We start from the raw sequence: 13362 nt of genomic DNA, 5'->3' as shown, positions 1-13362 counted from the left end.
GAGCCGGTAGAGCGGCTCGTCACCGGCGGTCGCCCGGTCGCCGAGCGCGGTGGGCTCGTACTCGTACGGCACCTGGATCATGGGATTCGCCGCGGCCTCCAGAAAGAGCCGGAAAGGTCCCGGCGCGGGCAGCGGCACCCACGCGTTGAACGGTTCGATGGCCTTCACGATCGTGCCGTCGGGGCGGTACGCCGTGGCCTCCGCCTGGAAGCCCGGCTGTTCGCCCGAGAAGCCGAGGTCGACGACGAGCTCGGCCTCCTCCGGCATCCAGTCGGAGGGCACCTCCCCGCCCACGTCGAACCAGACCGTGTCCCACGCGCGGCCCCACGCGGAACCGAGGTCGAAGGGTTCGTACTCGTGCGTCATCGCCTCCGCGAACGACACGGGCTCCCCACCCACGCGCCACGCCGAGATCTCGACCGGGCGACGGTCGCTGTAGAGCGCCGGCTGGATGCGGAACCGCGTGAAACGCCGGACGCGTTGCAGCGCCAGGGTCTCGGCATCCAGGCGGGCGCGCCCGTTCGGGTTCGACTCGTCGGTCATGCTCCGGACTCGCGCGGCGCGATGAGCTCGCGGGTGTAGTAGTCGATCAGGCCGTCGGGCGAGGTCAGCACGGGGCGGTCGAAGTCGCCCGTGAGGTACATCGGCGTCACGAGGTAGGACTCGCGCGCGTGCCGCGGCCGCGCCCAGCGCACGCCGTTGGCGATGACGCGCTGCACGTCGGGGTGGTGGTACACCGGGTAGATCTCGTCACCCGGGCTGAAATAGAACACCCGCCCGTGTCCGCGTCGGTACGTGATCCCGCTGCGGAACACCTCGCCACCCGAGAAGCTGCTGATGAACACCAGCTCGTCCGGCTCGGGGATGTCGAAGAACTCGCCGTACATCTCCTGACCCGGGATGATCAGCGGCTGCGGCACGCCCTCGGCGATCGGATGCCGCGGGTCCACCGTCCAGACCAGCTCGCGGTCGTTGTCGTTGCGCCAGCGGAGGCTGCAGGTCGTGCCCATGAGTCGGCGGAAGATCTTGGAGTGGTGCCCGGAGTGCAGGACGATGATCCCCATGCCTTCCAGGACGTGGCGCTGGATGCGCTCCACCACCTCGTCGGACACCTCCTCGTGCGCAGTGTGCCCCCACCACAGCAGCACGTCCGTCTCGGCGAGGGTCTCCTCGGTCATGCCGTGCTCCGGGTCGTCGAGGACGCGGGTCGACACCGTCACTTCGTCGCCGAGGAGGCGTGAGATGCCCTCGGCGATGGTCGAGTGCATCCCGTCGGGGTAGATCTCCCGGACGACGGGGTTCACCTGTTCATGACGGTTCTCACCCCAGACGACGACGCGGACGGTCTCGGAACGGGTGGGGGTAGATGTCATCGGGCGCCTCCTGACGCGGGGAAGACGGCCTGCGGGGAACTCCCCCAGGCCGGTGTGGCGATTGCTTCCGCTGCACTCGGCCACGAGCGCAGCAGGTCCGCGACGTCGTCGCGCTGTTCGTCGGCGATGGCCTGGGCGAGGGAGTCCTCCAGCAGCTCTTCCAGGACGACACGGTCGCCCCCGCGCTCGCTGCTGCGGATCGCCCCCTCCACCATCGCGAGGGTCAGGACGTTCGTCCGCACCTCGTTCTGCGGAGTGAGGCCGGAGGCGAGCGAGCTCACGAACTCCTCCAGCGCCCCTTGAATCCCCTCGCTCCGCTCGGAGGTCTCGACGTCGGCATCCCCGGCATCCACCCGGACGAGGTGGTCGCCGTCCCAGCTCGCCGCGCCATGCTCGCCGTAGATGTGCCAATCGGCGTTCCACGAGGTCTGCAGGCCGGGAGTGCACCGGCTGCCGGAATACACGAACCGGGCCCCGGATGCCAGGTCGAAGGTCGCCGTCGCGGCGGCGTCGCCCGCGAACCAGCTCCAGGCGGGGTTCCACGACACGCAGCGCACCGCCACCGGCTCGTCGGCGGTCAGGTAACGGAGCATGTCGAAGTGGTGCACCGACATGTCCACCAGGAGCGGGTGCGCCATCTGCTCGCGGAAACCGGGCTCGTGGTCGGCATGGAAGAACTCCGCGTGCACCGCGCCGAGAGCGCCGAGCTGCGCGGTGGCGTCGCGGAAGGCCGAGAGGTGGGTGAAGTACCGACGCGACTGGCTCGCCATGAGGAGCTCACCGGTGAGGTCGGCCAGCGCGACCTGACGCAGCGCCTCGGCCACGGTCGGCGCCAGCGGCTTCTCGCACAGCACGGGCAGACCCGCGCGCATCGCCTCTTCGTTGACCACCCCGTGCGCCTGGGGCACGGTGACGTTGATCACCGCGCGGGCACCCGAGCGCCCCACGACGTCGGTGAGAGAGGCTCCGACCGTCGCGTCGTGCAGCCCGATCTCGGCGGTGGTGCGGGACGCGAGTTCGACGTTCAAGTCGACGACGCCCACAGGTTCGGCGAACGCCGATCCGCTGAGCATCCGCAGCCAGTCGCCGCCCATCGCGCCGGCCCCCACGACGACGACCGGCAGCCTCTCGCTCGGCGGGGTGGAACTGTTCTCCATCATGAGACTCATCCTTTGACGGCACCGCCCAGGCTCGTCTTCAGCAGGTGCTTGCGGACGAAGATGTACAGGATCGCGGGCGGCACCAGGTACACGATGGCACTGGCCGCCAGTAGGCCCCAGTCGACCTGGTTGTACTCGCTGAAGGCGCGGAACAGGCCGATCGAGAGCGGATACAGTTCCGAACTCTGCAGCAGCACGAGGGGCGTCAGGAAGTCGCCCCACACGTTCATGAAGCTGAGCATCGCCGCCGCACCCAGACCCGGGCCGACCAACGGCAGCACGACACGCCAGATGGCCTGGAGACGCGAGTTCCCGTCGATCCACGCGGCTTCTTCGAGTTCGATGGGCACCGCGGAGATGGTGCCCGCGAGCAGCCAGAGGGTGACCGGGAGCTGGAACGCCGCCTCGACGATGATCAGACCGAACAGGGTGTTCGACAGCTGCACCTTCACCATGATCAGGTACAGCGCCACGATCGTCGCCGGCGCCGGGATCACGCGGATCAAGAGGATGCCGAACATGAAGATCCGGCGGCCCCGGAAACGGTAGCGCGCGAGGGCGTATCCGCCCGCGAGGCCGAGCGCGAGGTTCAGCACCGTCGCGCTGACGCCGATGATGAGGCTGTTCATGAGCAGCAGCGGCGTGCCGGCGTCGGTGAAGAACGCGATGAAGTTGTCGAACGTGAAGGCGGGCAACTGGACGGTCGGTCCGGCCTCGGCATCGACGGCGCTCAGGACCACCCACGCGAACGGTACGAGGCAGAACAGCGCCATGAGGGAGATGAGGATGTATCCGAGGGTCCGTTGAACGGTCGCGATCGGCGACAGGGGCCGGCGGCGCATCTTCGGCAGCGGGGTCGCGGGAGCGGTCCGGGGCGGACGGGAGACCACGGATGTCATGTCAGACCTCCACTTTCGCCAGGCGGACGTACACGACACCGAGGACGAGCACGATGACCAGCAGGATGATGGACGCGGCACTGCCGATGCCGATCTGCGAGAACTGCAGGGCGCGCTCGTAGATATAGATGGCGGCGAGGCGTGTCTGCCCGCCCGGTCCGCCCTGCGTGAGGAAGTACACCAGGCCGAAGACACCGATCGTGCTGATGGTCGTCAGCAGCAGGTACAGGAACACGGGACCGCGGATGAGGGGAAGAGTGACGTGCCGGAACACCTGAACGGCACTCGCGCCGTCGATCCGCGCCGCCTCGATGAGTTCGGCTGGAACGTCCTCGAGGGCCGCCTGAAACATGATCATGGCAAAGGCCACACCGCGCCAGATGTTGACGATGATGATCGAGGTCAGAGGTACCACCTGCAGCCACGAGGTGGGCTCCGCTCCGAACAGGCCGGTCAGACGGTTCAAGGTTCCTTCGGCGCTGTTGGACAGGACGCTCGCCCAGGCCAGGGATGCGACCACCTCCGGCACGACCATCGGCATCAGCACGGCGGCGCCGAAGAAGCCCTTCCCCCGCAGCCAGGGTCGGCTGAGCAGGATGGCGGCGATCATCCCGAGGACCGTCTGTCCGATGATCGCGCTCCACAGCGTGAAGTTCGCCGTCTGCCCGAGCGAGCTGAGGAAGTCCGCGTTCGTCAGCAGGTAGACGAAGTTGTCGATTCCGACGAACTGCGGATTGCGCGCGGCGAAGCCCGTGAGCTGCGTGTTCGTGAAGGCCAGATAGATGCTGTAGACCGCCGGCAGCAGGATGAAGACGGCGATCAGAAAGAACGAGGGCCCGAGCAGCAGAAGGATCAGGGGCCAGTTGCGCGCGCGGCGACGCCGTGTCGGCGACGGCCCGGGGGCCGCCGCCGACACGGACGCGGTGAGCGTCGCCGTCACTGCTTCACCAGACTCGGGCCGAGCAGGTCCGTCGCGTCGGCGACGAACGCCTCGTACGCCTGCTGACCGTTCGCCTGCCCGCTGAGGATCATCTCCGTGGCCGTCGCCACGGCCTGGCCGATCTGGGCCGCACCGTCGCCGGTGACGACGAAGACGCTCTCGGAGAGGTCCTCGCCCGCCTGCAGGAGCTGCGGCTCCTGGGAGTAGGGCGCGACGTCGTCCAGGTCGTCACGAGCGGATGCCGCGCCGGAGGCGACGAGCTGCTCGGCGAGCGGCTTCCCCGTGGAGAGGTACTTGATGAACTCCCACGCGGCATCCTTGTTCTCGGAATCCGCGGAGATGGCGTAGCCGCCGCCGGTGCTGCTCCACCCGTAGGGCTGGTCGCCCGCGCGGAGGCCGGGGAACTGCCACGTGGACACCTTGTCGGTCAGCCCGTCGATCGGAGCCGCCCCGTCGGGGCCCCAGTCGAACTTCCAGCCCCAGGTGCCCTGCGCCGCGACCTGGATCTCGCCCTCCGGGAACTTGGTGTACTTCGTGGGCTCCCAGGGATTGGGGTTCTGCAGGTCCTGAACGGGCAGGAGTCCCTTGTCGGCGAGCTCCGCGTAGAGGTTGAAGACGGCGAGCCAGCCGGGGCTCTCGAGATCCCACGTATCGGTCTCGGCGTCGTAGTAGTCCCGATCGGTTCCACCCAGAAGGGGCTGGAAGCCCTCACCCCACGTGCCCCCGCCCCAGGCGGTACCGGCGGGGATGACGATGGGCGTGCCGCCCGTCTTCTCCTTGACCGCGACGAGGCGCTCGATGAGGTCGTCCCAGGTCTCGGGCTGCGACGTGTCCACGCCCAACTCGGTCAGGATGTCCGCCCGGTAAAACAGGTTCAGCACTCCGGCGCCCGAGGGGATGCTGTAGATCTGGCCGTCCTGGCGGATCATCGCCTCTTTGACCGCCGGGTAGTAGTGGCTCCAGCCGTCCCACGCCTCGAGGTAACCGTCGAGCGGCGCAAGATAGCCGGCGGAGGACCAGGAGATGGCCATGCTCTCGCCGATGTCCAGGATGTCCGGGGCCTGGCCCGCGGTCAGCTGCTGGGTCATCTTGGTCATGAACTGCTCGTCGGTGAGCTTGTCGGCGATGAGCTCGACCGTGATGTCCTTGCCCTGCGCGGCCATCTCGGCCTCGAAGCCGGGGATCTCCTTGCCGATCGCATCGATGTTGGTCTGCTTGGTCTCCATGATCGTGATCGTCACGGGACCGTCGCTCGCGTTGCCGCCCCCCGAGGAGCAACCGGTCAGCCCCGCCGCGGCGACCACGGTGGCCGTGAACGCAGCGGCAACATATGTGCGCTTCATTGCGATGCCTCTCCTGGGTTCACCCCGTCGGCTGCTTTGCCGATCCGTCAGCTGATCCCCGCAGTCATGTTAGGACATTTGCAAAATGTCGTCAACGATTTCGACCACATTTGTACTAACATGACATAGCAACACGCATGTCAGTCCGCAGGAGGGTGGAGATCATGACCGACGGCGGAGAGACCGTTGTGCTTCCGGTCGAGCAACTGCTCCAGCCTACGACGCGGTCGTCGCCGCTCTGGATCCGCTTGTCGACCGGTCTCGAGGCGGCGATCGCCTCCGGCGCGCTCCCTCCCGGCGCGCGCCTCGAGAACGAGGTGTCGATGAGCGAGCGCCTGTCACTGTCCCGCCCCACCGTCCGCCGGGCCATCCAGGAACTCGTCGACAAAGGCCTGCTGGTTCGCCGACGAGGGGTCGGCACGCAGGTCGTTCACGGTTCGGTCGCCCGGCAGATCGATCTGACCAGCCTTCACGACGACCTGGAACGCTCGGGTCGAGTCCCGTCCACACGGGTGCTCGATGTGACGCTCGCCCACGCGGCGCCGGAGATCGCCGCCCAACTCGGCCTGCACTCCGAGGCGAGGGTCGTGAAGATCCGGCGCGTGCGCTTCGCCAACGCGGCGCCGATCGCGGTACTGGAGAACTATCTCCCCGAGACGTTCGCCGACATCACCGCGGAGACGCTGAGAGACAACGGCCTGTACCACCAGCTTCGCGCCCGCGGAGTGACCTTGCGCGTCGCGCGGCAACGCATCGGCGCGCGACGCGCGACCGTCGACGAGGGGCAACTTCTGGACATCGGCCGCGGAGCCCCCGTCCTGACGATGGACCGCACCGCTTACGACGCCGACGGGGCCGCCGTCGAGTACGGGCATCACTGTTATCGTCCCGACCTCTACGGCTTCGAGATGACACTCGTGGATCGCGGCCCCCTGCCATGACGGTGACGCTGCAGGACGTCGCTGCCGTCGCCCGCGTGTCCATCAAGACCGTGTCGAACGTCGTCCGCGATTATCCGCATGTCCGTCCCTCTACTCGCGCGAGGGTGCAGGAGGCGATCGATCAGCTCGGTTACGTGCCGCACAGCACCGCGCGGCGCCTGGCTACCGGCCGAACGGGAATGGTCGCATTCGCCCTCCCGGCGATCGAAGCACCGTATTTCGCCGAGCTGGCGGCGCTGATGTCCACGGAGGTGGACGGCTTCGACTACCGTCTGCTGATCGAGCAGACGGTAGGCGGACTGGATGAGGAACGGGCGGTCCTGCGCGGCCGCGAACAAGGACTCATCGACGGTCTCGTCTTTCAGCCGACATTCCTGTCCGCTGAGGCCATCGAAGAGTTCCGGGGCACGACGCCGCTCGTGCTGCTCGGTGAGATGCCCCCGCCGTCGACGGTCGATCACGTGATGGTCGACAACGTCGCCGCCGCTCGCACAGCGACCTTCCATCTGCTCCGTTCCGGGCGCACGCGCGTCGCGTTCCTCGGCCGCAACCAGAATTCGGGTCACACCACCGCCACGTTGCGGCTAGAGGGCTACCGCGCGGCGCTCGAGGAGATCGACGCCGTCCGCGGCGACGATCTGCTCATCCCGATGACGCAGTTCGGAGCCTTCGCCGCCGAGGCCGCCATCGGGGACGCGCTGAAGTCCGGCGTTCGCTTCGACGGCCTCGTCTGCTTCGACGACCTGTCCGCGATCGGGGCGATGAAGGCACTGAGCCGCGCCGGATGCCTCGTCCCCGACGATGTCGCCGTCGTCGGGTGGGACGACATCCTGATGACGCAGTTCACCGCTCCCGCCCTCACCACGATCCGGCCGCACAAGGCCACTCTCGTCCAGACCGCGTTCTCGTTCCTTCGCGATCGGATCGGCGGAGAGGGCGGTGACGGCCGCCACGCCCTCGTCGGATTCGACCTCGTCGTGCGCGGCAGTACGGCGACCTAGATTTGCAGCGCTGGAAAAAGTAGGCCACAGTGTCCGCATGGACCCAATGACGTCATCCGTATCCGACGAGGCTGGTTCGCACCCCCGTCCCCAGTTGCGCCGGCCGACGTGGCACAGCCTCGACGGAGAGTGGCGCTTCGCGTACGACGACTCCGAGGTCGGCTCCACCGAAGGGTGGTTCCGCAGCGGCGAATTCGACCGGACGATCGTCGTCCCCTTCCCGCCGGAGTCGCAGGCCTCGGGCATCGCCGACCCCTCATACCATCCCGTCGTCTGGTACTCCCGCGTGTTGTCGCCGGACGAGACCGCGCGCACTGATGCGGAGGCGAGATCTCTTCTGCACTTCGGGGCTGTGGATTACGCCGCGACGGTTTGGGTGAACGGGAGCCAGGTCGTCACGCACGCGGGCGGCCACTCTCCCTTCTCCGCCGACATCACCGACTATCTCCGCGGCGACGGCGGCGACCTCCTGGTCGTTCGCGCCGTCGATCGCCCCCTCGACGTGGGCCAGCCGCGGGGCAAGCAAGAGTGGCTGCCGGAGCCGCACGAGATCTGGTATCGCCGAACGACCGGAATCTGGCAGCCGGTATGGCTCGAGCAGGTTGCTCCGACGCACATCCTCGAGCTCACCTGGCGCCCCACGCGCGGAACCGACAGCGTGGAGCTCGAGGTGCTCACCAATCGGCCGCTCGCGCCGGGGGCGGTTGTCGACGTCGAGTTGCGGTACGAGGGCGCACCCCTCGCGCGGACGTCCGTCGAGGTGCGCAGCTCGGGCGCGCCGATCATCGACATCCCCCTCCGCGATCAGCGCAACGGCCAGCACTACGAGAAGCTGACCTGGTCCCCGGAGAACCCGCGCCTGATCGACGCGACCGTCACGGTGACCGATGGGGAATCGGTGGACTCCGCGGAGTCGTACCTGGGGCTTCGCACCGTGGGCATCGCGGCTGGGCGCTTTCTGCTGAACGACAGGCCCTACTTCGTCCGTGCTGTTCTCGAGCAGGGCTTCTGGCCCACGTCGCACCTCGCAGCACCTGACGTGGAGGCACTGCGCGCCGAAGTTCAGCTCATCCTGGACATGGGATTCAACACGGCCCGCATCCACCAGAAGGCCGAGGATCCGCGCTTCCTGTACTGGGCCGACCGCCTCGGTCTGATGCTGTGGGGGGAGGCGCCGGCGGCCTACGAGTTCACGACGAGCGCCGTCTCCGACCTCACGCGCGAATGGATCGAGCTCGTTCGGCGAGACCGCTCGCATCCCTCGATCGTCACGTGGGTGCCGATGAACGAGAGCTGGGGCGTGCGCGACATCCTCACGGACGAGCCGCAGCGGGCGTTCTCGCGCGGACTCGCCGACCTCACCCGAGCCCTCGACCCCACACGCCCGGTCGTCTCGAACGACGGGTGGGAGCACACCCACTCCGACATCCTCACGGTCCACGACTACGACGGCGACCCCGAGACCTTCGCGCGGCGCTACGCCGACCGCGACGCGTTGCGGAGCCTCTTCGCCGGCTATGGCCCCTCGCACCGGATGATGATGGCCGAAGGGGACGCCGACGTCGACAACCTCCCCGTGATGGTGAGCGAGTTCGGTGGCATCAAGTTCGAAACGGCACCGTCCGCGCCGGCCTGGGGCTACTCCACGAGTGAGACCGTCGACGACCTCGAGGAGCATGTGCGGGGCCTGTTCGGGGCGCTCCTCGAGAGCACGGTGCTCTCCGGCTTCTGCTACACCCAGATCACCGACACCCTCCAGGAGGCCAACGGGCTGGCCGACGAGAACCGCGTCCCCAAGCTCCCCATCGACGTGATCCGATCGATCGTCACGGGCGAGTCGCGTTCGAAGCCCTGACAGGGACCGCGGGAAGCGGGCGGTGACCCTCGGGGTCACCGCCCGTTCGGTTTCAGCCGAGGAGCGGCCGCTGAGCGGTCCGCAGGCGTTCGTAGTCTGCGCGCGCCTCGCGGGTGCTGGTGAGTGTGGAAGCAGCGGCCACGGGGACGTCCCACCAGCCCCCACCGTCCGGACCGTACCGCAGCGGGTCGGCATCGACGTGGATCAGGGTCGTCGTGACGGACTGCTTCGCACGACGCACGGCGGCGCGCAGGTCGCGCACCGCGTCCGGCCCCGGATGCACCTCGATGACATCGACCCCATAGGAGCGCGCGTTCGCGGCGAGGTCGACCGGCACGAACCGCTCGTCGACGAAGTCGAGCGTCTCCGGATCCTGGGCTCGGTACTTCGTCCCGAATCGCTCCGACCCCACCGTTTCCGACAGATGTCCGATAGACGCGTACCCGTGGTTCTGAATCAACACGACGATGATCTTCAGCCCCTCCGCGACCGCCGTCACGAGCTCGGTGTGAAGCATGAGATACGACCCGTCTCCCACCAGCACGAGCACATCCCGGTCGGGATCGGCGCGACGCACGCCGAGACCACCGGCGATCTCGTATCCCATCGTGGAGAAAGCGTATTCGACGTGGTATCCCAGCGGGTCTCGCACCCGCCACAGCTTGTGGAGGTCGCCCGGCAGCGACCCCGCCGCCTGAACGAGGACGTCCGTGGGGTCGCTCACGGAGTGAACGGCGCCGATGATCTCCGGCTGGCCCAGCAGTTCGCCCCCGGTGGGAGCGAGTGCGCGATCGACGACGGCATCCCACTCGCTCTTCTCCACGGCGATGCGCCGCGCGTAGTCGGCCGTGACGTGCCATCCTGTCAGACCGGCCTCGAGAGCCTCGATCCCGCGCCGGGCGTCGGAGACGACCGGGAGCTGAGAGCCGTGCTTGTACGCGTCGAAGGACGCGACGTTCATATTGACGAACCGCACGCCGGCCCGCTGGAAGGCACTGCGGCTGGCGGTGGTGAAGTCGCTGTAGCGCGTGCCGATACCGATGACCACGTCGGCCTCCGCGGCGAGCGCGTTCGCCGCGGTGGTCCCGGTGGCGCCGACCGCACCGGCGTACTGCGCGTGATCCCAGGGAAGGCTGCCGACGCCTGCCTGCGTCGCTCCGACCGGGATGCCAGTGGCCTGGACGACGGAGCGGAGGGCGTCCTCCGCGCCCGAGTAGAGCACCCCGCCTCCGGCGACGATGAACGGCCTCTCCGCGGCCCGGATGACCTCGAGGGCACGCGCGAGTTCGCCCGGCTCGGGAACCGGCCGGCGCACGTGCCACTCGCGGGGCTGCAAGAACTCGACCGGCACATCGAGAGCCTCCGCTTGCACGTCCTCGGGCAGCGCGATCGTCACGGCCCCGGTCTCGGCGGGATCCGTGAGGACCCGCATCGCCGCGAGGGCGATCGAGAACAGCTGCTCCGGACGCTGGACGCGATCGAAGAAGCGCGACACCGGGCGGAAGGCATCCGTCACTTGCATCCCAGGGTCGTGGGGGTGCTCCAGCTGCTGCAGGACCGGGTCGGCGACGCGCGTCGCGAACGTGTCCGACGGCAGCAGCAGCACGGGCAGCCTATTCGCCGTCGCCATCGCCGCACCCGTCAGCATGTTGGCCGCACCCGGGCCGACGGAGGCGGTGGCCGCGAACGTCGCGCGTCGGCGACGCATTCGGGCGTAGCCGACGGCCTGATGCACCATCGCCTGCTCGTTGCGGGCCTGGTGATAGGGCATGAGGCCCGGCTGCTCGGTGTGCAACTGCAGCAGTGCCTGACCGACACCGGCGACGTTGCCGTGACCGAAGATGCCGAATGTCCCGGCGATCGTTCGCTCACGGACGTCGCCGTCCACCGTCCACTGGTTCGCAAGGAACATCATGAGCGCCTGGGCGACGGTCATCCGGCGCGTCGACACGCCGGCCTCGGGGTCGTTCGGTCGCGTCATCTTCCGATCTCCTTCGACAGGTAGGGCAGCCGCGGGTCTGGCTGCTGGTCGTTCCAGTGCTGCCGGATCCACCCCTGGGCCGGATCGTCCGTGATCCGCCACGCCCGCTCGTCCGCGGGACCGGCCATCACATTGAGGTAGTAGAGGTCGTACCCGGGGGCGGCGACCGCGGGGCCGTGGAAGCCGTATGGCACGAGGGCGACGTCGCCGGTGCCCACCCGGGCCGCCGTGTCGATCGCGCGCTCGTCGGAGGCGTAGGTGGTGAACATTCCGAACGGCCGCGCGTCGGCGGGCGCGTCGACACCCCTCGCGACCGCCGCCTCGAAGTAGTAGATCTCTTCCAGCTCGCTCTCGTTCGCGCCGGCACGGTCGTGCTTGTGCGCGGGGTACGACGACCAGTTCTCCGCGGGGGTGATCACCTCGCACACGATCAGCTTCGACGCGGCGAGCGCGCCCGGAACGCCGAAGTTGTGCACCTGGCGGGTCGACCGCCCCGCGCCACGAATCTCCACCGGCACGTCGTCGCGACTCAGCAGCGTCGACGGCAGCCTGACGTTCGTCGGCGCCTCGGCAACGGCGACGCGGCCGCTTCCTTCGATGCGGAACCCGGTCATCGCCGCCAGATAGAGGACGTCGGTCGGCCCATCGAACACCGATCGACGGCCGGGGAGGTCCCACCGATCATCGGATGCCGAGACGGTGAAGGATCCCGCCAGAGGGACGATCATGCGCTCGAGCGAAGCCGGCGGCAGGGTCAGGTCACCGTCGAGGTCGGCGATGCGGAGCCCCGTGTGCTGCCACCCGGGCAGACCCACCCCGACGACGCTCTCCCACGGTCCCTCGGCGAGGGAGCCGCGAGGGAACAACCACCCGTTCGTCGACATCAATTCTGGGGGAACCCGAGGTCGACACCGCCGTGCGAGGGGTCGAGCCACCGCGCGGTGACAGCCTTCTGCTGGGTGTAGAACTTCACGCCTTCGCTGCCGTGCGCCTTGGCGTCCCCGAAGAGCGACTGCCGCCAACCGCCGAACGAGAACGTGGCTACCGGCACGGGGATGGGAACGTTGATGCCGATCATGCCGACCTCGACCTCGCGCTGGAATCGACGTGCTGCTCCGCCGTCGTTGGTGAAGATCGCGGTGCCGTTGCCGAATGCGCCCGAGTTGATCAGTGCGACGCCCTCCTCGTACGTCGAGACGCGCACGACGGCGAGCACCGGGCCGAAGATCTCCTCGGTGTAGACGCGCGACGACGTCGAGACCCGGTCGATGAGCGTCGGGCCGAGCCAGAAGCCGTTCGGATCTCCGTCGATCTCGACGCCACGCCCATCGACGACGACGTCGGCACCGTCGGCGATCGCGATGTCGATGTACGAGGCGACCGTGTCGCGGTGCTGACGGGTCACGAGCGGCCCCATGTCGCACGATCGTCGACCGTCGCCGACGCGCAGACCCGTGATCCGCTCGCGCACCTTGGCGACGAGGTCATCGGCGACGGGCTCGACGGCGACGACGACCGAGATCGCCATACAGCGCTCGCCCGCTGAGCCGAACCCGGCGTTGACCGCTGAGTCGGCGACCAGGTTCAGGTCGGCGTCGGGTAGGACCAGCATGTGATTCTTGGCCCCGCCGAGGGCCTGGACGCGCTTGCCGTTGCGGGCGGCCGTCTCGTAGATGTATCGCGCGATGGGCGTGGATCCGACGAACGAGATGGCCCGCACGTCCGGGTGCTCGAGGAGACCGTCGACCGCGACCTTGTCGCCCTGCAGCACGGTGAAGACACCGTCCGGGAGCCCCGCTTCCTTCAACAGCTCGCCCAGCCACACCGCCGCCGACGGATCCTTCTCGCTCGGCTTCAGCACGACGGTGT

11 protein-coding genes and 1 pseudogene are annotated in these 13362 nt (G+C 68.4%); 3 read left to right on the top strand and 9 right to left on the bottom strand.

From position 1 onward, the window contains the following. The 6 genes and pseudogenes from D8Y23_RS14660 to D8Y23_RS14635 form a co-directional block, all read right to left on the bottom strand. A pseudogene (locus tag D8Y23_RS14660) lies at positions 1-543 on the bottom strand (alpha-mannosidase); the annotation flags it as partial. Continuing rightward, positions 540-1373: a ThuA domain-containing protein gene (locus D8Y23_RS14655; protein WP_128218828.1), complete on the bottom strand. Its 834-nt coding sequence runs from the start codon at positions 1371-1373 to the stop codon at positions 540-542. The pseudogene D8Y23_RS14660 and the gene D8Y23_RS14655, both read right to left, overlap by 4 nt. Beyond that, positions 1370-2533 carry a Gfo/Idh/MocA family protein gene (locus D8Y23_RS14650; protein ID WP_240663917.1) on the bottom strand — a complete coding sequence of 388 codons (1164 nt, stop codon included), beginning with the start codon at positions 2531-2533 and terminating at the stop codon, positions 1370-1372. Before D8Y23_RS14650 ends, D8Y23_RS14655 begins: the two co-directional genes overlap by 4 nt. A 5-nt stretch (positions 2534-2538) precedes the next feature. Continuing rightward, entirely contained in the window at positions 2539-3432 is an 894-nt protein-coding gene (locus D8Y23_RS14645) for a carbohydrate ABC transporter permease (RefSeq protein WP_128218826.1), read from the bottom strand. A 1-nt stretch (position 3433) separates the two neighbouring features. Then, positions 3434-4372 carry a carbohydrate ABC transporter permease gene (locus D8Y23_RS14640; RefSeq protein ID WP_205797256.1) on the bottom strand — a complete coding sequence of 313 codons (939 nt, stop codon included), beginning with the start codon at positions 4370-4372 and terminating at the stop codon, positions 3434-3436. Continuing rightward, complete coding sequence (locus D8Y23_RS14635; RefSeq protein ID WP_128218825.1) at positions 4369-5715, bottom strand: ABC transporter substrate-binding protein; 1347 nt, start codon at positions 5713-5715, stop codon at positions 4369-4371. The genes D8Y23_RS14640 and D8Y23_RS14635 overlap by 4 nt, the downstream gene beginning before the upstream one ends. A 164-nt stretch (positions 5716-5879) precedes the next feature. Here D8Y23_RS14635 and D8Y23_RS14630 point away from each other — a divergent pair, with 164 nt between their 5' ends. The 3 genes from D8Y23_RS14630 to D8Y23_RS14620 are packed head-to-tail and all read left to right on the top strand — an operon-like array spanning position 5880 to position 9512. Next, on the top strand, positions 5880-6656 hold the full coding sequence (locus tag D8Y23_RS14630; protein WP_128218824.1) for a GntR family transcriptional regulator: 777 nt from the start codon (positions 5880-5882) through the stop codon (positions 6654-6656). Next, complete coding sequence (locus tag D8Y23_RS14625) at positions 6653-7657, top strand: LacI family DNA-binding transcriptional regulator (RefSeq protein WP_128218823.1); 1005 nt, start codon at positions 6653-6655, stop codon at positions 7655-7657. Before D8Y23_RS14630 ends, D8Y23_RS14625 begins: the two co-directional genes overlap by 4 nt. A 46-nt stretch (positions 7658-7703) precedes the next feature. After that, entirely contained in the window at positions 7704-9512 is a 1809-nt protein-coding gene (locus tag D8Y23_RS14620) for a glycoside hydrolase family 2 protein (RefSeq protein WP_128218822.1), read from the top strand. Between the two features lie 52 nt (positions 9513-9564). Here D8Y23_RS14620 and iolD read toward each other — a convergent pair whose 3' ends face one another. From iolD to mmsA, 3 genes are all read right to left on the bottom strand, one after another. Next, positions 9565-11493 carry a 3D-(3,5/4)-trihydroxycyclohexane-1,2-dione acylhydrolase (decyclizing) gene (gene iolD / locus D8Y23_RS14615; RefSeq protein ID WP_240663916.1) on the bottom strand — a complete coding sequence of 643 codons (1929 nt, stop codon included), beginning with the start codon at positions 11491-11493 and terminating at the stop codon, positions 9565-9567. Then, positions 11490-12377: a 5-deoxy-glucuronate isomerase gene (gene iolB / locus D8Y23_RS14610; RefSeq protein ID WP_128218821.1), complete on the bottom strand. Its 888-nt coding sequence runs from the start codon at positions 12375-12377 to the stop codon at positions 11490-11492. Before iolB ends, iolD begins: the two co-directional genes overlap by 4 nt. Further along, positions 12377-13362 (bottom strand): CoA-acylating methylmalonate-semialdehyde dehydrogenase (mmsA, locus tag D8Y23_RS14605; RefSeq protein WP_128218820.1); only part of this gene is annotated, 986 nt, incomplete at its 5' end. The genes mmsA and iolB, both read right to left, overlap by 1 nt.

Source organism: Microbacterium enclense, assembly GCF_004022425.1.
GTDB lineage: Bacteria > Actinomycetota > Actinomycetes > Actinomycetales > Microbacteriaceae > Microbacterium > Microbacterium enclense_A.
Note: the sequence above shows the minus strand (reverse complement) of the source record. Positions and strands in the feature narration are given on the sequence as shown.